General features: G+C 66.7%; 16 protein-coding genes and 3 pseudogenes. 16 read left to right on the top strand and 3 right to left on the bottom strand.

The genetic code is table 11. From position 1 onward, the window contains the following. The 4 genes and pseudogenes from QZT59_RS02690 to QZT59_RS02675 all read left to right on the top strand — a co-directional run. A pseudogene (locus QZT59_RS02690) lies at window positions 1-275 on the top strand (ABC transporter permease); the annotation flags it as partial. A gap of 1 nt (window position 276) precedes the next feature. After that, complete coding sequence (locus QZT59_RS02685) at window positions 277-1,401, top strand: ABC transporter ATP-binding protein (RefSeq protein WP_290810974.1); 1,125 nt, start codon at window positions 277-279, stop codon at window positions 1,399-1,401. Next, complete coding sequence (locus tag QZT59_RS02680) at window positions 1,394-2,470, top strand: ABC transporter ATP-binding protein (RefSeq protein WP_290810971.1); 1,077 nt, start codon at window positions 1,394-1,396, stop codon at window positions 2,468-2,470. The genes QZT59_RS02685 and QZT59_RS02680 overlap by 8 nt, the downstream gene beginning before the upstream one ends. 69 nt (window positions 2,471-2,539) lie before the next feature. Beyond that, complete coding sequence (locus tag QZT59_RS02675; RefSeq protein WP_290810968.1) at window positions 2,540-2,800, top strand: hypothetical protein; 261 nt, start codon at window positions 2,540-2,542, stop codon at window positions 2,798-2,800. Between the two features lie 7 nt (window positions 2,801-2,807). On the opposite strand, the gene QZT59_RS02670 is transcribed toward QZT59_RS02675, so the two are convergent. Beyond that, entirely contained in the window at window positions 2,808-3,905 is a 1,098-nt protein-coding gene (locus QZT59_RS02670; RefSeq protein ID WP_290810965.1) for a Gfo/Idh/MocA family protein, read from the bottom strand. Between the two features lie 135 nt (window positions 3,906-4,040). After that, window positions 4,041-4,922 carry a fumarylacetoacetate hydrolase family protein gene (locus QZT59_RS02665; RefSeq protein ID WP_290810962.1) on the bottom strand — a complete coding sequence of 294 codons (882 nt, stop codon included), beginning with the start codon at window positions 4,920-4,922 and terminating at the stop codon, window positions 4,041-4,043. Between the two features lie 194 nt (window positions 4,923-5,116). Here QZT59_RS02665 and QZT59_RS02660 point away from each other — a divergent pair, with 194 nt between their 5' ends. Further along, on the top strand, window positions 5,117-6,106 hold the full coding sequence (locus QZT59_RS02660; protein ID WP_290810959.1) for a mannonate dehydratase: 990 nt from the start codon (window positions 5,117-5,119) through the stop codon (window positions 6,104-6,106). A 209-nt stretch (window positions 6,107-6,315) separates the two neighbouring features. On the opposite strand, the gene QZT59_RS02655 is transcribed toward QZT59_RS02660, so the two are convergent. Continuing rightward, window positions 6,316-7,281: a C-terminal binding protein gene (locus tag QZT59_RS02655; protein WP_290810956.1), complete on the bottom strand. Its 966-nt coding sequence runs from the start codon at window positions 7,279-7,281 to the stop codon at window positions 6,316-6,318. Window positions 7,282-8,264: 983 nt separating this feature from the next. On the opposite strand from QZT59_RS02655, the gene QZT59_RS02650 reads away from it, so the two are divergent. The 11 genes and pseudogenes from QZT59_RS02650 to QZT59_RS02595 form a co-directional block, all read left to right on the top strand. Next, window positions 8,265-9,320, top strand: coding sequence for an Ldh family oxidoreductase (locus tag QZT59_RS02650; protein ID WP_290810953.1), 1,056 nt, complete (start codon window positions 8,265-8,267; stop codon window positions 9,318-9,320). A 712-nt stretch (window positions 9,321-10,032) separates the two neighbouring features. Continuing rightward, a pseudogene (locus QZT59_RS02645) lies at window positions 10,033-10,793 on the top strand (SDR family NAD(P)-dependent oxidoreductase). Between the two features lie 386 nt (window positions 10,794-11,179). Continuing rightward, a complete protein-coding gene (locus QZT59_RS02635) occupies window positions 11,180-11,329 on the top strand; it encodes a hypothetical protein (protein ID WP_290810945.1) in 150 nt (49 codons plus the stop codon). A gap of 1,043 nt (window positions 11,330-12,372) precedes the next feature. After that, window positions 12,373-13,143, top strand: a complete 771-nt coding sequence (locus tag QZT59_RS02630) for an IclR family transcriptional regulator (RefSeq protein ID WP_290810943.1) — start codon at window positions 12,373-12,375, stop codon at window positions 13,141-13,143. Between the two features lie 93 nt (window positions 13,144-13,236). Continuing rightward, window positions 13,237-13,743 carry an LUD domain-containing protein gene (locus QZT59_RS02625; protein WP_290810941.1) on the top strand — a complete coding sequence of 169 codons (507 nt, stop codon included), beginning with the start codon at window positions 13,237-13,239 and terminating at the stop codon, window positions 13,741-13,743. Further along, window positions 13,740-15,944, top strand: coding sequence for an LUD domain-containing protein (locus QZT59_RS02620; protein WP_290810938.1), 2,205 nt, complete (start codon window positions 13,740-13,742; stop codon window positions 15,942-15,944). Before QZT59_RS02625 ends, QZT59_RS02620 begins: the two co-directional genes overlap by 4 nt. Before the next feature lie 87 nt (window positions 15,945-16,031). Beyond that, the gene (locus QZT59_RS02615; RefSeq protein ID WP_290810935.1) at window positions 16,032-16,655 is read left to right on the top strand and encodes a DJ-1/PfpI family protein; all 624 of its coding nucleotides are present in this window, start codon (window positions 16,032-16,034) and stop codon (window positions 16,653-16,655) included. 57 nt (window positions 16,656-16,712) lie between these two features. After that, a complete protein-coding gene (locus QZT59_RS02610) occupies window positions 16,713-17,567 on the top strand; it encodes an SMP-30/gluconolactonase/LRE family protein (protein ID WP_290810933.1) in 855 nt (284 codons plus the stop codon). Between the two features lie 249 nt (window positions 17,568-17,816). Next, on the top strand, window positions 17,817-19,397 hold the full coding sequence (locus QZT59_RS02605; protein WP_290810930.1) for an ABC transporter substrate-binding protein: 1,581 nt from the start codon (window positions 17,817-17,819) through the stop codon (window positions 19,395-19,397). Window positions 19,398-19,652: 255 nt separating this feature from the next. Beyond that, window positions 19,653-20,624: an ABC transporter permease gene (locus QZT59_RS02600; protein WP_290810927.1), complete on the top strand. Its 972-nt coding sequence runs from the start codon at window positions 19,653-19,655 to the stop codon at window positions 20,622-20,624. Continuing rightward, window positions 20,621-21,071: pseudogene (locus tag QZT59_RS02595) on the top strand (ABC transporter permease); the annotation flags it as partial. The gene QZT59_RS02600 and the pseudogene QZT59_RS02595, both read left to right, overlap by 4 nt.

The following is a 21,071-nucleotide window of genomic DNA, read 5'->3' as shown; positions in this document are numbered from 1 at the left end:
TCTTCCCGAACGTGCTCCCGCTCGTCGGCCTGTACATGGCGTTCGCGGTGGCGTACGCGATCATCTACGAGGCGAGCCTGGCGTTCCTCGGCTTCGGCGACCCCGAACTCTACTCGTGGGGGAAGATGCTCTTTCAAGCCTACCACTCGGGCGCGATTCGCCACGCCTGGTGGTGGGTGCTGCCGCCGGGGATCTGCCTGATGCTGCTGGTGATGGCCGTCTTCTTCATCGGCCGTAGCCTCGAGGAGATCACCAATCCGGAGCTGAGACACTGATATGGCGACCGAAGAACTCGACGATTCACGAGACGCGAAGGAGGACACCGGGAGCGAATCGGAGCCACTGCTCGAAATCGAGGACCTTCGCACCCACTACCGGACCGACCGGGGCGCGCTTCACGCCGTCGACGGCGTGAATCTCACCCTCGGTCCCCAGGAGACCCTCGGGCTCGTCGGCGAATCCGGCTGCGGCAAGACGACGGTCGCCAAATCGATCATCCGGCTGCTCCCCCGCAACGGCGAGATCGTCTCCGGGACCGTTCGGCTGCGGGGCACCGACGTCACCGAACTCGGCGAGAAGGAACTTCGAGAGGAGATCCGCTGGACGGAGATCTCGATGATCCCGCAGGCGGCGATGAACGGGTTCGACCCGGTCAAGACCGTCGGCCGCCAGATCGTCGACGTGATCCGCCGCCACGAGGAGGACACCTCGAAGCAGGAAGCGTGGGCCCGCGCCGAGGAGCTGTTCGAAAGCCTGGGACTCGAACCCAGTCGGGTCAAGGACTACCCCCACCAGTTCTCCGGCGGGATGGCCCAGCGGGCGATGATCGCCATGGCGCTCGCGCTCAGCCCCTCGCTCCTGCTGGCGGACGAGCCCACCACCGCGCTCGACGTGATGATCCAGGATCGCATCCTCCGACAGGTGGACGAGCTGCAAGCGGAGTTCGAGACGGCGATGATCCTGATCACCCACGACATGTCCGTCGTTTCGGAAAACTGCGACTACATCGCCGTGATGTACGGCGGACGAATCGCCGAGTTCGCCGACGCGGAGACCGTAATCACGAACCCGCGGCACCCGTACACCCTCGGGCTGCGCAACGCGTTTCCGGATATCTCGCGGGACGACCAGGATCTCGTCTCCATCCCGGGAAGCCCGCCGGAAGTCGTCGACCCCGACGAGGGGTGCCGGTTCGCCCCGCGGTGTCCGTTCGCCGAGGACGAGTGCTGGGAGGTGACGCCGGAGCCCGAATCGTACGGCGACGGCCACGTCGTCGAGTGCCACCGCGCCGACGAGGCCGAGGTGCTCCGGGCCGAGGCCGAGGACAAGGAGACGTGGTTGTCGATCCTGGACGACAGTCGGGAACGGCGGCTGGAAGAACTGGAGGTGGACGATGACTGATCCCGTCATCGCGGTCGAGAACCTCGAGAAGCAGTTCGTGGCCGACGACGACCTGTTCAGCCGCTTGCTGGGTTGGGGGGAGCCCAAGACGGTGAAGGCCGTCGACGGGGTGTCCCTCGACGTCCGCGAAGGCGAGACGTTCGGTATCGCCGGGGAGAGCGGGTGCGGAAAGACGACCCTCGGGGAGACCCTCCTCGGGCTGTACGAACCGACGGCGGGGCGGGTTTACTACCGGGGCGAGGACGTGACCCGTCGGTTGCAAGAAGACCCCGATCTGCGAACCGAGGTCCAGATCATCCAGCAAGATCCGTACAAGTCGATCAATCCCCGGTTCACGGTGTTTAACTGGGTGAAAGAGCCCCTCGACGTCCACGATATCGGCTCGCACGAAGAGCGCGAGCGCCGCGTCCTCGAGACGCTCGAACTGTCCGGATTGAGGCCCGCCGAGGCGTTCGCCGACGAGTACCCGTCCGAGTTGAGCGGCGGCGAGCGCCAGCGCGTGGGAATCGCTCGCGCGATCGTCCTGAATCCGTCGTTCGTCGTCGCGGACGAACCGACCAGCATGCTCGACGTCAGCGTCCGGGCGAGCATCCTCGACCTGCTCAACCGGCTCCAGGAGGAGATGGGGCTCGCCGTGTTGTACATCAGCCACGACCTGTCCCTGCTCAAGCACACCTGCGACCGGATCGCGATCATGTACCTCGGGAAGATCGTCGAGCGAGGGCCGGGCGACCAGGTGATCGACGATCCCAAACACCCCTACGCCCAGGCGCTCGTCTCCTCGACGCCGATCGTCGACCCCGACAAGTCCCGGGAGCCGATCGAGATCGAGGGGGAGGTACCGGATCCGATCGACCTGGATCCGGGCTGTCGGTTCGCGCCGCGGTGTCCGGCGGCGATGGAGGAGTGTCGCGCCGAGGAACCGCCGATGTACGACGTCGGTCGGAACCACCGGGCCCGCTGCATCCTCTACGACGAGGATTTCATGGCGTCGAAGTCGCCCGACGTCCCTCCCGAACTCCGCGTCGACGGGACGGAGGGGACGGATCAGGACGCGGAGGCCGAGTGACCGTCCCCGTCGACTGATCGGAACGAACCAGCTGCTACGCGTTCGAATCGTCACCGCCACCCGACGCACATGCGCGACGCCGATCACCCGCTCGCTCCGCCGGACGATCGTTCGACGGACGAGGCAGATCGAGCCGACGACCCCGACTGCCAGGTCGACGGCTGCGACCGACCCGGGGCGGTTCCGCGCACATTTCGCGGTGACGGTTCGGACGAGCCGACGACGCCACGGTACGTCTGTCGATTTCACCACCGGGTGTTCGTCGGCGTCCGCGCACTCGTTCTCGCGCTACTGATCGTCGTCTTCCTCGTCGCCTTCTTCAGGTTCTGAGGGGGCGTTACCAGGAGGTGATTCGAACGTCTCGAAGCGGCCCGGCGAGCGGAATCTCGACTCGTCCGCCGGTGTAGTGCGAGAGGTAGAATCCCGCGATGATCTCGAGACTGCGCGTCGCTTCTTCGCCCGTCGAGGCGTTCTCCGCGCGCCCGTCGAGCACGTCGACGATGTGGGCGGCCGCGTTCGCGAACGCCCGTCGGTAGTCGTCCTCCCAGGTCCACGCGCCCTCGATTCCGGGGAGTGGCTCCTCGACGTGATCGCCGCCGTCGAGTCGCCAGTACCGCCACTCGCCGTCGTCGTTGTTCAGGTAGAGTTTCCCCTGGGTGCCGACGAACTGCAGGGTCATGGACGAGATCTCGCGGGGGATCGTACAGTCGACGGTGACGAACGTCCCGTCGTCCATGACGACGAAGCCGCCGCCGCCGGCGTCGTCGACCCGCCGATCGGCGTCCAGGGCGTCGACGGCCTCGTTCTCGCCGGTGACGTAGCCCGCGACGGTCTCCGCCCGGGCGTCGAGCAGGTAGACGAGGGTGTCGAGCAGGTGCGTCGAGTTGCGCAGCAGTTCCATCCGGAACTGCGTCCCGACCGACACGACGTCGCCGAGCAGCCCGTCGTCCCGGATCAACGAGCGCAACCGCCGGAGCTTGTCCGTGAACCGGAACGAGTGGTTCACCAGCAGCTCCGTGTCGGTCTCCTCGCAGACCGAGACCATCCGTTCGGCCGCGCTCACCTTCGAGGCGATCGGCTTCTCACACCAGATCAGCGACGGGTCCGCCGCCGATCGCGCGGCGTCGACGACGTGCTCGGCGTGGAGGTACGTCGGCGTGCAGACGGAGACGACGTCGAGGTCCTCCGCCTCGAGCATCGCCTCGTGTCCGCCGTACCGACGCTCCTCGGGGACGTCCCACGCGTCTCCGAACCGGTCGAGCGTGTCCTCGTCGTCGTCGGCGACGGCGACGAGTTCGATCTCGGCCCGGGCGTCGAAGCCGCCCGCGTGGCTGGCTTCGATCTTCTCGCGGCCGATCGCCTCGGGATCGTGCATCCCGAGAATGCCCATCCCGGCGATCCCGCCCGCCCCGATGATCCCCGCGGCGTAGGTCATGTTCGTTCGATCGCGGTCCCGAAGCGTTCCGGTCGAGCGGGTCTTTGCCACTGGATGTGCGGACGGGTCCTGCCCATACCCGGACAAGGAAACGAATCATCATAAACGACCCTCCCTCTCGGCGACCTCCGGAGCCTAGACCGTCGTCACCGGATTCGCGAGGGTTCCGATCCCCTCGATCGTGATCTCGACCGCGTCGCCCTCGGCGAGGGTGAAGTCGTCCGGCGGAACCAGCGACGTCCCGGTGAGCAGCACCGTCGACTCGGGGACGACGTCGTGACGGAGGAGGTACGAGACGAGTTCGTCGTGAGAGCGCACCATCTCGCTCGTGGAGGTGGACTCGTCGAAGACGACGGAGCCGTCGCGCTCGATCGTCATCCGCATCGCGAGGTCGTTCCAATCGTCGCGAACTGTCGCCGGGACGACGCACGGTCCGAGCGCGCAGCACCGGTCGTAGATCTTCGCCTGCGGAAGGTACAGCGGGTTCTCCCCCTCGATCTCGCGACTGCTCACGTCGTTGCCGATCGTGTAGCCGACGATCTCGCCCTCGTGGAGCACGATCGCGAGCTCCGGCTCCGGGACGTTCCAGTCGGAGTCGCCGCGGATCCCGATCGCCTCGTCGGGCCCGACGGTTCGCTCCGCGGTGGCCTTGAAGAACAGTTCGGGCCGGTCGGCGCGATAGACGTCCAGGTAGATCTCAGGCATGCCGGACTCGGCCTCACGGGCCTCCTCGCTGATCTCGTAGGTCACGCCCGCGGCCCACACTTCGTCCGGAACGAGCGGGACGGTCGCCCCGGCCGGGACCGCCGCGGCGGATTCTCCCTCGCGCGCGAGTTCCGCGTCCGAGAGCAGCCGCCGCGCGTACGTCTCGACGGCGACGTCGCGGCGTGACGCGCGCCGAGCGAGCGCGGTGAACTCGTCCAGCGCGTCGTCGGCCGCGGTGAGGTCGTACAGCGATCCGTCGACCCGGGCGAGGAGCCGGTACTCGCCCGCATCGAAACGGCGGTAACAGCGCATGACGTAACTCCCACGCAAGATCCTGTAAAAACTTTCGGTAAAAACCGACCGGCGGCTCGCCGAACGATTGGCGCGGTCGGTCCCCGGTCGCGTCCGTCCGGCGTCGCGGCGCTCGATCCGGGGCCGCGATCACCGACGCACCGGCCGGAGCGTACAGCACTATGTGAATTCGCCTCGAAATACGGATCACCCCCATGGAACCAGCACTCATCCTCCCGCCCGAGCGCGACGAGCGGTGGGCGCTCGCACGACAGATGGGCGTCGAGAAGGCCGTCGTGCACCCCCTCGAAATCGGCGACGGGCGGACGGACTGGACCTTCGAGGACCTGCTCTTGCTGCGGAACGCGTTCGACGACGCGGGGCTGGAATTCGCGGTGATGGAAGGGAGCGTTCCGATCACCGACCGTATCCGGCTCGGACGGGAGGGTCGGGACGAGGACATCGAGACGTTCTGCGAGTTCCTCAGGCACTGCGGCGCGCTCGACGTGCCGATCGTCGCCTACGACTGGATGGCCGGGATCCGCTGGGCGCGGACGTCGACGACGATTCCCGCGCGCGGCGACTCCTTCGTTACCGGCTACGACGACGGGGACATGCGACGCGGGCCCGACGCCGACGTCGCGCCCGTTTCGGCGGACCAGCTCTGGGAGGCTCTCGAGCACTTCCTCGAGGCGGCCGTTCCCGTCGCGGAGGACGCGGACGTGATGCTCGCGCTCCACCCCGACGATCCGCCGATCCCGGAGGTCAGAGGCGTGAGTCGAATTATCCGGAGCCCGGAGGCCTACGAGCGCGTCCTCGGGGTAGTGGACAGCGAGCACAACGGAATCACCTTCTGTCAGGGTAACTTCTCGGCGATGGAAGGCGTCGACGTCGTCGACGCGATCCGCCGGCTCGGCGATCGGATCACCTACGTCCACTTCCGCGACGTCGAGGGTGAGGGCGAACGGTTCGTCGAGACGTGGCACGACGCCGGGCCGACCGACATGCGGGCGGCCGTCGAGGCCTATCGCGACGTCGGCTTCGAGGGGCCCGCGCGGCCCGATCACGTGCCGACGATGGCGGGCGAGTCGAACGCGAATCCCGGCTACGAGACGAAGGGACGCCTCTTCGCGATCGGGTACATGAAGGGACTGCTCGAGTCGGCGGGGCCCCGCGGTTCCGACGCGGGGGACGGGGCGCCGTGAGAGCGATTTGTCGTCGCGGGCCTCTCGGGAGGTCCACTGCGCGAGCAGGACGGCCCGCGGCCCCGACGAGGGTCGCCGGAACGGCGGCAGACGAACGGGGCCCGGCCGCGTTCAGCCGAAGACGGCCTCGTCGACGGGATTCTTCGGGACCCGGCCGCGGTCAGCGGAAGACGGCCTCGTCGACGGGATTCTTCGGGACCCGGCCGCGGTCAGCGGAAGACGGCCTCGTTGACGGGATTCTTGGGGACCCGACCGCGAAAGACGCGCAGGACGTCCTCGGCGACGGTACGACGCAGCTGGACCATCGATTCCTCCGAGTACCAGGCCGCGTGCGGTGTGATCACCGCCGAGTCGAGCTCGACGATCGGGTGATCGCTCGGCGGCTCCTCGGGCAGCACGTCGAGGCCCGCGCCACGAAGTTCCCCGTCGACGAGCGCGTCGTACAACGCGTCTACGTCGACGATCTCCCCTCGCGAAGTGTTGATGAGGACGGCCTCCTCGTCCATCGCCGCGAGCGCGTCCCCGTCGAAGAGGGTTCTCGTCTCGTCGGTCAGGGGAGCGTGCACCGACACGACGTCCGATCGCTCGAGTAGTCCGTCGAACGGGACTTTTTCGACCCCGCGGTCGGCCATCTCGTCGGCGGAAACGTACGGGTCGTAGGCGATCGGTTCGAACCCGAACGGCTCGACTTTCCGGACCACCCGCCGGGCGAGTTCGCCGAAGCCGGCGAGACCGAGGGTCCGTCCGCGCAACCGGTAGATCGGCCGCCCGGTCGTCCAGTCCCAGCTCCCGGTTTCCACCTCCGCGTCGTATCGCGCGATCCGTCGCTCGACCGCGAGGAGCAGCGCCACCGCGTGCGTCGGGACCTCGTCGAGACAGTAGTCGGGAACGTTGACCACCGCGACGCCCTCCTCCGTCGCGGCGTCGAGATCGATCGTGTCCACGCCGATGCCGTACCTCCCGATCACTTCGAGGTTCTCGACCGCGCCGAAGACCGTTCGACCGACGGGCGCGTGCTGGATCAACAGCGCGTCGGCGTCGCGGGCGGCCTCGACCACCGCTTCCTCGGTTTCCGCCTCCGCTTCGCGGACGGCGACGTCCGCCTCTGCGAATACCTTCCGCTCGATCGACAGGTCTGGAAAGCCGTGACCGACGGCGACGACGGTTTGGCCCATTGGCAGGTGACTACGATCGGTCGTGCAATAACTCCCGCGTCGACGTCCGGGGACGTTCGGTCGGGGCGTGGCGAGGGCCGATCGAGCGGACGACCGGGTTTCGGACGCCCCGAGGCGGCGGTGTCCAGAGTAGCGTTCGAAGGAGCGAGGTGGTGAAATTCGCGGTATCCGTGCCCGAATTCAGCCGCCTCACGCTACCCAGCAGCGACTTGCAGTTCTGTTTTGTGAAACGTGAGCAGACACCGGGCGAGCGAATGCGACTCAGTACCCCTTCCACCTGGCAGATATATCGATTTAAAATAGTATTCGTACTCTGGAGTGGTTCGGTGCCGACCGTGCTCGGTTTACCGTCCACAACTGGGTGCAAAACGCGAACCTACAGCCCGAGGACAGTAACTCGCCGATGACGTCGCGGTCGACGAGACGGTGATCCAGCTGACTGATGGACGGTACTGGCTGTTCGTCGCCGTCGATCTCCCGACGACCGAATATCTTCATGCTCGGCCGTTCCCCACCAGGAACACCGGGTTCGCCTGAATAATTCTCGACGAACTCGACGGGAAACACGGCGTCGACGATGCCGGCTTTCCCGTCGATTCAGCCGAATGGCTGAACGCTGCGCTCCACCCCCGCGGCTCCGAATATCGGTACGAACGTCCCGGTCAGTGCAACTGCGCCAAACGTGTCTATCATGAAGGAAAAAACAGAACCTACCATCTCAAGAATGTGTTTGGAATCGCAGAATAGGAACCGGTCGAACCCGGCTGCAGAGGTCGGGTACTGCTGGAACGGGCCGATCTAAACGATGCTCCTGCGTCCGGGGCAACCTATACGGCGTGTCGAATGCGTACTAGTACCATGACTTCGCCAGCCACGCGATTCATCCCGCGGTTCGATCCGGGACGTCGCGCGGTCCGGGAGGACCGGGCGCGATCGCTCGAGACCCGATCCGAGTTCCGGTATCGGGGCGAACGGACCGGACGATGACCGAGTGTGAACCGTTCCGTCGGATCGATCCCGACGCGCTCGAGTCGTTCGTCGCGGACGTCCTCCGGGAAGTCGGCGTCGTCGACGAGCACGCGTCGCTACTCGGCCGAGCCCTCGTCCGGGCAGACTTGCGCGGTATCGATTCCCACGGCGTGGCACGACTCGAGACCTACGTCCGCAAGTTCGAGGCTGGCGGGTTCAACCCCGACCCCGACATCGGCGCCGAACGGATCGCCCTCGCGTTCGCGCGCGTCGACGCCGACGACGGTCCCGGGCAAGCCGCGGCCGTGCGCGCGATGGACGCCGCCATGGACATGGCTCGCGACGCCGGCGTCGGGACGGCTGTCGTAGAGAACAGCAATCACTTCGGAACCGCGGCGTTTTACACGCAACGCGCCGCCGAGGCGGACTTCATCGGGGTGTCGTTGACGAACGTCGGCCCCGACGTCGTCCCGTACGGCGGAACGGAAGCCCTTCTGGGGACGAATCCGATCTCCGTGGCGGTGCCGACGAACCGGGAGTTTCCGATCACGCTCGACATGGCAACGAGCGTCGTAGCGATGGGCAAGATCGACCACGTCGCGGCGGTGACGGGGGAGGAGATTCCCGACCACTGGGCGGTGGACGCCGACGGGAACCCGACGACCGATCCGCGCGAAGTGGCGGCGCTACGACCCCTCGGCGGACCGAAGGGGTACGGCCTCGCCGTGATCGTGGACGCGCTATGCGGACTCCTTTCGGGTGCGAGAGCGAGTCCGGAGATCGGTCCGCTGTACGACGAGTACGACGAGCCGATGCGACTCGGTCACTTCGTCACCGCCATCGACGTTTCGGCGGCGATGGATCCGGATGACTTTCGAGCCAGAATCGACGAGTACGTCGATTCGTTGAAGGCCAGCCCGACGGCCGACGGCGTCGACGAAGTGTTGCTTCCGGGGGAGCCCGAAGCTAGACGGCGTCGAGAGAACGAGCGGAGGGGCGTCCCGCTGAGCGAGGGGACCCACGAGAGCCTGGGGCGGCTGGCCGACCGGTACGACCGACCGCTCCCGTAGGAATCGACTCCTGTCGGCTCCGCGGAGACGGCGGGAACCCGCGAAAACGGAACCGTCGGACTCGGCAGCGTACGCGGGATTTATGCTCGATAGCGCGCCCAGATTCGGATACGGACCCCGGAATCGAGAGCCGGGGCGCGCTCTTGACGGGTGCGAGCGCGGGCATCGGGGAGGCGTTCGTCGAGGAGGATCGGAGCCTCGACGGGCTGCGCGACGCGTGCCACTACACGACGCGCGACGTCCCGTTCTCGGTCGTGCACGTCGAGGACGACGCGGAGACTCGCTCGACTGGCGATGGACGCGGACCACGACGGCCACGAGCGGTTCTGGGCCGTCGCCGCGGACACGACCGCGGACGACCCGAGTTCGACGACCGTCGACGAGTACTCCCCCCGAGGCGGCGCTCAGCGGAGGGATCCCGGGAACCGAATCGATCATCAGCATCGACGAGGCCCACGAGCAACTCGGGTGGGAACCGGCCCACAGCTGGAGGGGGCTATGAGCGAGCCCGCGGTCGCGGGCGGCCTCGAGTTTCGATCGCGCGTCGGATTCGGGTGAGCTCCCGCTTCGATCGGTCACGAACGTCCGTCACGGTACTACTCCGGGTCGTCCGTATTCGGGGCCGGGGAGGCCCACACCGCTCGAACGCGATCAGGCCGAGTTCTTGCGATAACGGTTATGCTCCTCGACGTCCGAATTGTAACTACTGTCCGTGCTAGATTCGTTCAACCTAGACGGGCGGACCTCGATCGTCACGGGTGGGAATCGAGGGATCGGCAAAGCCATCGCTCGCGGCCTGGCGGAGGCCGGTTCCGACGTGGTGATCGCCAATCGGACGCCGGGGACGGGCCGCGAGGCGGCCAGAGCGATCGACGAGACGACGACGGCGTCGGCCGTCGCGGTTCCGACCGACGTGAGCGTCGAGTCCGAGGTCGAAAAACTCGCCGCGAGGACCGTCGACGAGTTCGGGTCGATCGACGTGCTCGTCAACAACGCTGGGATCGCGATACACGGCGGTGCGGAGGAGAAGCCGCTCGAGGAGTGGCGGGAACCCATCGATATCAACCTCACGGGGACGTTCCTCTGCTCGAAGCACGCCGGCAACGTGATGATCGATAGCGGGGGCGGCTCGATCGTCAACGTCACCTCCATGTCGGCGTTCGTCGCCAACTACCCGCAGCGCCACGTCGACTACCAGGCGTCGAAAGGGGGATGGAGGCCTTCTCTCGGCAACTCGCCTCGGAGTGGGCGAGACACGGTATCCGCGTGAACAACATCGCGCCCGGGTACGTCGAAACGGAGATCCTCGTCGAGGACGAGGAGCTGCTGAACACCTGGAAGTCGGAGATGCTGATGGACGAACTGGCGAGACCGGACGATATCGCTCCGCTCGCCGTCTACCTCTCCTCCGACGCGTCGTCGTACGTGACGGGCGAGACGGTCATCATCGACGGCGGATACACCGTCCGGTGACGCGCTCGACCGGTCGTACGGCGGGCGAACCGCCCGGGACTCCCGACGCGCGTGCGGAGTCGCTACCGATACCCACTCGGGTGAATTCGCGCGGCAACGCACGCGACCGGAACGGACGGACCAATACAGCGGACGGAACCACGGAGATATCACGAAAACGCAAGCGGTAGTGCTCGAGGAACCGGGTGGATTCGGCGTTCGGGAGGTCGACGTTCCGCCGGTCGGTTCGGGCGACGTCCTGATGCGCGTCGAGCTCGACAGCGTCTGCGGCACGGATATCCACATCAACGACGGGGTATGGACCTCGACTTTCCGATCGGCCCGGCCACGAGTTCGCCGGCCGTGTCGAACGCCTCGGCCAGGACGTCGAGACCGACGCGCGCGGCGTGCCGCTCGAGGAACTGTTCAACAACAGGGTGGACCTCGACGACGCCGGGGACGCGTTCGAGACGCAAGCGACGGGAGAGGCGCTTCGCGCGTCGATCCAGGCGGCGGGAGAGGCGCTTCGCTCATCGATCCACCCGTACGCGGCCTGACCCCTCCCCGTCGGCATTCCGACGGTTCGAGCCGCTACGAGTACCGGGTCGAGCGTCGAAGCGGGGGTCGTTCGAGTCGGTACGCAGCGAGAGTCGCGAAACGTAATAGCGACTGGGATATTTCGGGAGGGACACATGCGCGTCCGTCGGCGCCAGACGTCGGGGTTCCGAGGCGGACTGCTTCAGACGACGCCCGAGGTCGATAGCGTCGCGTCCGAGCTCGAACCGAGCGGCGTGGAAGGATCGACGATCTCGGTTCCGGCACGGACCGGCGCGGCCGCTCGCAGGTCGAATGGGGCCACGTGTACCGGCCCCTTCTGCGATCGGTAGACCGAATCCCGGCTCCGAGCCGTACCGAGGGATTTCGAGTCGGATCCCCCCGTCGCAGTCACCGGTCGACGAGACGCTCGCACCCGCATTCTGCGCCGTTGTTCGGTGTGTCAGCAGGTCGCATCGGTTGCCTGTCGCGGTCGGCGTTCGGTCCCGAACGGCGACGCTCGTCCGGTCGAGCGGACGCGTGGTGTGTGCTCTCACGGAGCACCCGAATCCAACGTTGTTGAACGCACGTCGATAGCGGATGCGTGGCCGAACGCGCGGTTTCGTGGGGTGAGACTGTGCGGGCGGCGCCCCCCACGGTCGAAACGGCGACCAATTCCGGGCCCGCGACGGCCGGGAGAGCGGTCAACGGCCCCGATCCGACCCTCACGGACGCTGGAACGGTGGCGGCCCCGAGCGAGGTATCGGCACGGGCTGGTTCCGGGCGCCGAGTCGTGACCGAAAGAGCGGTCAGTAGTGGGTTGAACGGGCGTCCAATATCTTCGAACGGCCGTTATATTACAGACGTATGGGTGTAATGTCCAGTGCGAATTTTCTCGCCCGTCCGATTTTCGGTGCTGCTGACCGGTTCTGCGCCGGAATCGCCATCGACGGCGCTCCGACCACTGACGATAATTAATAATAATGCACAATTCCCAGTTGGATCGTCTCGGGAATCGTCTAACACTATTGGACACCTTTACAATGCGGGGCGCCGTGGGTGGGGTATGAGCGACCGAACGCAACGGACGATCGGGGCGGTCGAGACGGTTTTCGAGGTCGTCGACGCGCTCGAGACGGCCGAGACGGTCGGCGTCTCGGAGGTCGCCGACCACCTGGACATCCCGAAGAGCACCGCCCACATCTACCTGAAGAGCCTCGAGGGGGCGGGCTACGCGATCAACGAAGGCGGACGGTACCGGCTGAGCCTCCGATTCCTGAAACACGGTGGCCGCGCGCGAAACCGTCTCAACCTCTACCGAGCGGCGAAAACCCACGTCGACAAGCTGGCGAGCGAGACGGGGGAGGTAGGCAACCTGGGCGTCGAAGAGCGGGGCCAGCGCGTCCTCGTCTACAAGTCCGAGGTCCCGGACGCGATCTACGACAACACGCCGACCGGCGAGCACACGAATCTCCACTGGACCGCCCTGGGGAAGGCCATGCTCGCCCACCTGCCCGAAGAGCGCGTCGACGAGATCGTCGACCGGCACGGCCTGCCGAGGCAGACGCCGAACACGATCACGGACCGGTCGAGCCTTGCGGAGGAACTCGAGCGGATCCGCGAGCGAGGCTACTCCGTAGAGGACGAGGAGCGACGCGAGGGCGTCGTCGCTATCGCGGTCCCCATCCGGAACAAGGCGGATCCGGGGACCGTCCACGCCGTCTCGATTTCGGGGCCGAAGTCGCGGATCAAGCGCGACGACGAACTCCGGTCGGACCTCGTCGAGGCGGTCAGACGGAGCGCGAACGTGATCGAACTCCAGTACAACCACTACTGACCAAGTCTTTTATACTACGCGTCCGAATCATCGGACGAAGACAATGTACAGTACCGTCGAGAGTGCTCCACCGCGGGTAGCGGTGGTTTCGATATGAGTCGCATCGTCGGTCATCCCTCGCTCTCCGTGTTCCGGGATCGGCTGGCCGATCTCGGCGTCGACTCCGTGGTCACGGACCCGGCGTCGGTCGCCGACGAACTCGAGGGGCGGATCGACCGCCCGGCGGTCGCGTGGATAGACGACGACGTCCCTCTGCCGACCGGCGTCGACGCGGATCCCGACCGCGAGGCCCTGGAACGCGCCGAGACGGGGATCACGACGGCCCGACTCGGGGTCGCCTCGCACGGGAGCGTCGTCGTGTCCCAGACCGGCGGGCTCGAGGGCCCGGTCAGCCTCTTCCCCTCGAAACACGTCGCGATCGTCCGGGCGGCGGACGTCGTCCCGGACCTCGCGACCGCCTTCGAGATCCTCGAGGAGGAGTTCGAGCGCGGTGCCGACGACGCCGTGTTCGTCACCGGTCCCTCCTCGACCGGGGACATGGGCGAGATGGTCGTCGGCGTGCACGGGCCGGGAGCGATGGAGATCGTGATCGTCGAATGACCGCGAGCAGAGAGGAAACGGCCGAGCGGCTCCGCCGGATCATGGCGTCCGAGGGGGCGTCGATCGAGCACAACACGAAACTGATCAACGAGCGCCACTACGCCGCGCTCGACCAACTCGAAGACGATCGTCTCGAGCGACTCAGGGAGCGCGCGCGAGCGATCAAGGAGGAGTCGATCGAGCGCCTGCCGGAACTGATCGACCGGTTGCGCGAGCGCGTCGAGGAGAACGGCGGCACCGTCTACGTGGCCGACGACGCCGCGGACGCGAACCGGCACGTCGCCGAGGTGACCGAGCGAGCCGGCGCGAAGACGGTCGTCAAGTCCAAGTCGATGACGACCGAGGAGATCGAGGTCAACGACCACCTCGAAGCGAACGGCGTCGACGTCTACGAGACCGACCTCGGCGAACTGGTCATTCAGCTCGCCGACGAGGCACCCTCCCACATCGTCGGGCCGAGCCTCCACCGATCCCGGGCGGATATCGCGGAGCTGTTCTCGGCGCACTTCGACCTCGACGAACCGCTCGAGACCGCCGAGGAGCTGACGACCTTCGCGCGGGACTACCTCGCCGAGCGGATCGCCGAGGCCGAGGTGGGGATGACCGGCGCGAACTTCCTCGTCGCCGAGACCGGGTCGCTGGCGCTCATCACCAACGAGGGGAACGCGCGGAAGGTCGTGGAGTCGACGGACGTCCACGTCGCGGTCGCCGGCGTCGAGAAGATCGTCCCGACGCTCTCCGACCTCGAGCCGTTCGTCGAACTCGTCGCCCGGTCGGGGAACGGCCAGTCTATCACCTCGTACACGTCCGTCTTCACCCCGCCGGTGAGCACGCCGCCGCTGAACGGGAGCGACGAGCGGGAGTTCCACCTCGTGCTGATCGACAACGGTCGGCTGGCGATGCGCGGCGACGACGTCCTCGAGGAGACGCTCTACTGCGTCCGGTGCTCGGCCTGCCTGAACTCGTGTGCGAACTTCCAGCACGTCGGGGGCCACGCCTTCGGCGGCGAGACGTACACCGGCGGGATCGCGACCGGCTGGGAGGCCGGCGTCCACGGCCAGGAGAGCGCCGCCGAATTCACCGACCTCTGTACCGGCTGTTCGCGCTGCGTGAACCAGTGTCCGGTGAAGATCGACATTCCGTGGCTCAACGCCGCCGTCCGCGACCGCGTCAACCGGACCGGCGACGACTCGATCCTCGACCCGCTCTACGAGGGGCTCACCCCCGACGCGGAACCCGGCGGCGTCGACCTCCAGAAGCGCCTGTTCGGCAACTTCGAGACGCTCGCGAAGCTGGGCAGCGCGACGGCGCCGCTCTCGAACGTCGTCGCGAACCTCGGGCCGACCAGGGCGCTCGCCGAGCGTCTCGTCGGGATCGACCGCCGCCGGGACCTCCCGACGTTCCGGCGCGAGACGCTCCGGGACTGGTTCGAGGCCCGCGGCGGCTCCGCGGTCGCCCGCGGGGAGGCCGCCGTCGACCGCGAGGTCGTCCTCTATCCGGACGTCTACACGAACTACGTCGACGTCGACCGCGGCAAGGCCGCCGTCCGGACGCTCGAGGCCCTCGGCGTGCCGGTGACGATCCCGCCGGTACCCGCGAGCGGCCGGGCGCCCCTCTCGCAGGGGATGATCGAGACCGCCCGGCGGCAGGCGACGACCGTCCACGACGCGCTCGCGGGCCACGTCGACGAGGGCCGGGACGTCGTCGTGATCGAACCGAGCGATCTCGCGATGTTCCGTGACGACTACGAGAAGCTCCTCGAGCCGGACGCGTTCGCCCGCCTGGCCGAGAACAGTTACGACGTCCTCGAGTACGTCTACGGGCTCGTCGTCCAGGAAGGCGCCGATCCGGGCGCCCTGGCCGATCCGTCGGCGGTCGGCGGGGAGCGGGTGGCCTACCACAGCCATTGTCAGCAGCGGACGCTCGGCCTCGAGGCCCACTCGGTCGCGGTGCTCGAGGAACTCGGCTTCGCCGTCGAGACGAGTTCGGTCGAGTGCTGCGGGATGGCCGGCAGCTTCGGCTACAAGTCCCAGTACTACGACCTCTCGATGGCGGTCGGCGACTCGCTCGCCGAGGAGTTCGAGGCGATGGAGTACGATCACGTCGTCGCGAGCGGCACCTCCTGTGGCGAGCAGCTCGGATCGGTGCTCCCCGAGTCCGGACGGCCGCCGCACGTCGTCGAACTGATCGCTCCGCGGTGATCCGGCCGGAACGCGGCGACGGTCGGTCCGTTCCGCCGCTCGCGCTCGGAACGATAACATTTAATCTGTTAGACGGTATCTATTCGCGTGGATCCAATCATGACCCTCGACGGCGAGACGATCGCGATCATCGCATCGAACGAGTTCGAGGACATCGAACTCGAGTACCCGCTCCTCCAGCTCAGCCACCTGGGCGCCGACGTGCTCCTGGTCCCCGTCCAGGCCGGTCACCACCCCCGACCCGCGCTCCGCGAGTCGGGAACGAAACCGGTCACGGGCCGGTTCGGCACCCCGCTGCCGCCGGAGGTCATGGCAGAGGGCAACCGCTACACCGTCGCGGAGTTCGACGACCTCGACCTCGAGGACCTCGACTGCGTCCTCTTCCCCGGCGGGTTCTCGCCGGATCACCTCCGCGTGGTGGACGAGGTTGTCGAGTTCACGCGGGAGGCCTACGAGCGCGGCCTGATCGTCGCCTCCATCTGTCACGGGCCGTGGATGCTGGTCGAGGCGGACATCGCCGACGGGACGGAGGTCTGCGCCTACGAGGCGATCCACACGGATCTCGAGAACGCCGGCGCGACGGTCAGGGACGTCCCCGCGATCAAGGACGGGAACATCGTCACCGGGCGCGTCCCCGACGACCTTCCCGAGTTCACCGAGGCCGTCGCGGAGGCCCTCGAGTCCCGCGAACTCGAGACGCCGCCGGCCTGAGTGGCCGGAATTCGGACGATCCGTACCTTTATGCGGGTTCACGCTACGTAGTCGAACATGGAACCGCGAGTCGCGGCACGGGTTCCCAGCTGGATCGGCGAGGGTGCGCTGTATCACCCCGACCAGGAGGCGGTTTACTGGGTGGACATCCCGCCGGGCGACCTATACCGGTACGACCCGGCGACCGACGACCACGAGTTGCTGCACACGGATCCCCCGATCGGGGGGTTCACGTTCCAGGCCGACGGATCGGTCCTCTACTTCGGCGGCGAGGGCCGCGTCCGAATTTGGGACGACGGCGAGACGGAATCGGTCCGCGAAGACATCGAGGGCGAGGAAGGGATGCGGTTCAACGACGTGATCGCCGATCCCGAGGGCCGAGTCTTCGCCGGCACGATGACCGACGCGGACCACAGCGTGGGTCGCCTCTACCGGATCGACACCGACGGTTCGGTGGCGAGACTCGAGGACGAAATCCAGTTGCCCAACGGCATGGGCTTCTCGCCCGACGAGGAGACATTCTACCTCGTGGAGACGAACACGAACACGATCTACCGGTACGACTACGACGGGGCGACGGGCGACCTCTCGAACCGGGAGGTTTTCGCACGCGCGGACGCGGAGTGGGGGTACGACGGCCTGACGGTCGACGCCGACGGCGGCGTCTGGACAGGTCTGTGGGGCGGGAGCGCGGTCGTTCGGCACACGCCGGACGGCGAGATCGACGAGCGGATCGACGTCCCCGCCGAACACGTCACCACGCTCTCGTTCGGCGGCGACGCGTACGAGACGGCCTACGTCTCGAGCGCGACGTACGAAGCGCCGGTAACCGACGCGAAGGCGGGCCGACTGTTCTCCGTGGAGACCGATCATCGGGGGCGGCCGGAGCACTACTCGGACGTTCGACCCTGACGGACCGGGGCCGTCGCGGCGGTCGCCGAGTCAGGTCCGTCGCGGCGGAGGTGTCCAATCCCAGTCATAACTTATATTATCCCTCATCTATAATTCCATTTCATGGCTGGGAATGCCAATCATCGTGAGCCAACCCGCCGACGGTTCCTCAGGACTACCGGGGTCGCGGGGACGGTCAGCGTGGCAGCTCTTGCGGGATGTATAAGTGGCGACAATGACGAGGATCTCGCTCCGCCGGACGATGCCGTGGTGGACGATCCCGACGGAGAACCGGTGCCCGAGATCGTCTACGAGAACCTCGACCCCGACGCGCCGATCCGGTACTGGTACGGCGAGGAGCACGCGAACCGGCTCCGTGACATCGGATTCGAGGTCGACTACCAGTCGAGAGCCCTGGACGCACACCTGGAGCGACTGTTCGACACGCGAGATTACGACTACTCGGTCCAGCGGTGGCTCGACGGTTTCGACCCGGACAACGCACTCCGTACCCCCGCGAGCGAGGCGACGCTCGCAGAGGGCGGCGGGAACGTCGCCGGCTACTACGACGAGGAGTACGAGGAGCTGCTCTCCGACCAGCGATCGGCGGTCGACGAGGACGAGCGCCAGGCGATCGTCCACGACATGCAGGAGAAGCTCGTCACGGAGCACGTCCTCCACCCGATCATCGTGCAGGACCGAGCGATGCCCTACCGGACCGACGCGGTGTCGAACGTCCGCGGGACCCTCGAGGACGGCCTCGCGAGCATCTGGAACATGATCCAGGTTGAGAGCGAGGACGGGACGCTCTCGGCGGCCTCTCACGAGGACCTGACCAGCCTCGATCCGGTCACCGGCCTCGTGACGCGGGCGAACCGCGACATGATCTCCCTGGTGTACGACCGGCTGATGCACGCCGATCCCGAACAGGAGTACATGCCGGAGCCGTGGGCCGCCGAGAGCGTCGAGTGGCCGGACGACACCACCGTCGAGGTCACCCTCCGGGAGGGGATGGAGTGGCACGACGGCGAGCCCGTGACGGCCGAGGACGTCGTGTTCACCTTCGAGTACCACGAAGAGGAGAACCCCGACTTCGGCGGGCTCGCCGAGAACCTCGACACGGTCGAGGCCGAGACCGACCTCGACGTCCGGTTCGACCTCTCGGAACCCGACGCGATCTTCGAGTCGGTGATCCTCGCGGGACGGAACTCGAGTCTCATCCCCCAGCACGTCTGGGAGGGGCGCGAACCCGACGAGATCGTCGACGAGGAGGACTACGTCGGTAGCGGGCCGTTCCAGTTCGAGTCGATAAGCCTCGGCGAGGAGCTCCGGCTCAGCGCACACGGGGGCCACCACCACGAGCCGAACGTCGACGAGTTCATCCGCGTCGAGACCGCCGACGCGTCCTCGACGGCCAGCGTCGTCCAGGGTGGCGAAGTGGACATGGTGAACTTCGACTTACCACCGGACCAGCTGGTCACGCTCGAGGACGACGACGACATCGAGCTCGAGAGCGCGCTGATGACGTCGATCCACTACGGCGTGATGAACCAGCGCCGTGAGCCGTTCGTCAACGACACCGTTCGCCACGCCACCGCCCACACGATCCCGCGGGAAGAGATCGTCGAAATCGGAGCGGACGGATTCGGCCAGGTGATCACCTCGACGCTGTCGCCAGATCTCGAATTCTGGTACAACGACGGCATCGACCCGTACGAGTACGACCTCGAGCGCGCCATGGAGATCCTCGCCGACGACGGCTTCGAGTGGGACACCGACGGACGGCTCCACTACCCACCGGACTACGAGATGGAAGAAGAGTGGGACGACCCCAACCAGCCGCCGTCGTAGGCGCCGCCACCCGTCGCGCCCGTCGGCGATTTCGCAGTGCCGGTCGAGAGCAGCCTTCCAGCACCCCACCCACCGCGCCGATTCTATCACCGTTCGAGAGCGATGGGGGCGTTTCTCTCGACGTTCCGCACCTCACAGAAAGAATTATAAAATGGAATCCCCAACAGAGTCAGTGAATTTCATGGTCAATCCGAGAGGGAGTCAGCGATACGCGAGTTCCGCGAGACACACTCGCATCCGAGGAGTGGTCGGCGGATGAAAAAGTACGTCGCGCGCCGCGTCCTCCAGCTGGGTGTCACGTACTTCGCCTTCCTCACCCTGCTGTTCGTCGTCTTCCGGATCGCGCCCGGCGATCCGACGTCGATGTACCTGCTCGAGGGGATGGGTCCCGAACAGCGAGAGCGGACGCTCGAGCGGCTGGGCGTGGATCGACCGCTCCACGAGCAGTACGTGAACTACCTGCTACAGCTCCTGTCGCTCGACCTCGGCGAGTCGTTCCGCTACGGCGCACCGGTCACCGACATCATCTGGGTCCGCTTCTGGAACACGATCCTGCTGATGGGGCCGGCGTTCTTAATCGCCTACGTGCTCGGCATCGCCGTCGGCGCGTTCATGGGTTGGGTTCGCGGCACCGCCAAGGAGCGGTTCGGCATCGTCGCGACCCTGATCGCGCGGTCGTCGCCGGAGTTCTGGATCGGCCTGCTGCTGCTGATGACGTTTTCGTTCTATCTCGGCTGGTTCCCCTCCGGCGGCATGCGGGAGACCGGCTACGAGGCGGCGACGTTCTGGGACCGGTACCTCTCGCTGAACTTCCTGCACCACCTGTTCCTGCCGCTGCTGACGGGGGTCATCTTCTACATGGCGACCCCGGCGCTGTTGATGCGATCCAGCATGATCCAGGTGCTGAACTCGGACTTCATCGAGATCAAGAAGGCCGAGGGTCACCCGGAGTACATCATCCTCTACAAGTACGCCGCCCGGAACTCGATCCTGCCGATCACGACGGTGGTCGCGATCGTCGTCGGCGTCGCGCTCGGCGGGTCGCTGGTCATCGAGACCGTGTTCAGCTGGCCGGGAATGGGCCGGGAGATGGTCGACTCGGTCATGCACAACGATTACGCGATGGCCCAGGCGGTCTTCTTCCTGATGGGGAGCGTCGTGATCTTCATGAACTTCGTCGCGGACATCGTCTACGTCTTCCTCGACCCGAGGGTGAGATACGAATGAGCACGGACATCCGGAACCGACTCGGCGGCGGGATCGCAGCGAAGGTAGCGGACAGCCGGCGGCTGAACAAGCTGTCGAGGGACCTCCGGTACGTCTGGCAGATCATCAGGGGCGACGGCCTGGCGACGTTCGGTGTGGTGACCATCCTCGGGTTCGTCTTCCTGGCCGTCTTCGGCCCGTTCCTCACCCCGCACGATCCCGCCGACAACCTCCGGGGCGACGACGGATCGCTCTTGCGGACGGAGGCCCCGTCCTCCTCGGACGGCGTCTACCTCGGGACGACGAACTACGGCGAGGACGTCCTCTCGCAGGTGATCCTCTCGGCTCGGGTGTCGGTTTTCGTCGGACTGATGGCGGCGCTGATCGCGGTGTTCATCGGCGCGAACGTCGCGCTGATCAGCGCCTACTACGGCGGCTGGGTCGACGACGTCCTCATGCGGTTGGTCG

This window comes from Halovivax sp. (assembly GCA_007119345.1).
GTDB lineage: Archaea > Halobacteriota > Halobacteria > Halobacteriales > Natrialbaceae > Halovivax.
Note: the sequence above shows the minus strand (reverse complement) of the source record. Positions and strands in the feature narration are given on the sequence as shown.

Coding starts and splice junctions, on each gene's coding strand:
- QZT59_RS02685 (WP_290810974.1), top strand. CDS start 277: ATGGCGACCGAAGAACTCGACGATTCACGAGACGCGAAGGAGGACACC.
- QZT59_RS02680 (WP_290810971.1), top strand. CDS start 1,394: ATGACTGATCCCGTCATCGCGGTCGAGAACCTCGAGAAGCAGTTCGTG.
- QZT59_RS02675 (WP_290810968.1), top strand. CDS start 2,540: ATGCGCGACGCCGATCACCCGCTCGCTCCGCCGGACGATCGTTCGACG.
- QZT59_RS02670 (WP_290810965.1), bottom strand. CDS start 3,905: ATGACCTACGCCGCGGGGATCATCGGGGCGGGCGGGATCGCCGGGATG.
- QZT59_RS02665 (WP_290810962.1), bottom strand. CDS start 4,922: ATGCGCTGTTACCGCCGTTTCGATGCGGGCGAGTACCGGCTCCTCGCC.
- QZT59_RS02660 (WP_290810959.1), top strand. CDS start 5,117: ATGGAACCAGCACTCATCCTCCCGCCCGAGCGCGACGAGCGGTGGGCG.
- QZT59_RS02655 (WP_290810956.1), bottom strand. CDS start 7,281: ATGGGCCAAACCGTCGTCGCCGTCGGTCACGGCTTTCCAGACCTGTCG.
- QZT59_RS02650 (WP_290810953.1), top strand. CDS start 8,265: ATGACCGAGTGTGAACCGTTCCGTCGGATCGATCCCGACGCGCTCGAG.
- QZT59_RS02630 (WP_290810943.1), top strand. CDS start 12,373: ATGAGCGACCGAACGCAACGGACGATCGGGGCGGTCGAGACGGTTTTC.
- QZT59_RS02625 (WP_290810941.1), top strand. CDS start 13,237: ATGAGTCGCATCGTCGGTCATCCCTCGCTCTCCGTGTTCCGGGATCGG.
- QZT59_RS02620 (WP_290810938.1), top strand. CDS start 13,740: ATGACCGCGAGCAGAGAGGAAACGGCCGAGCGGCTCCGCCGGATCATG.
- QZT59_RS02610 (WP_290810933.1), top strand. CDS start 16,713: ATGGAACCGCGAGTCGCGGCACGGGTTCCCAGCTGGATCGGCGAGGGT.
- QZT59_RS02600 (WP_290810927.1), top strand. CDS start 19,653: ATGAAAAAGTACGTCGCGCGCCGCGTCCTCCAGCTGGGTGTCACGTAC.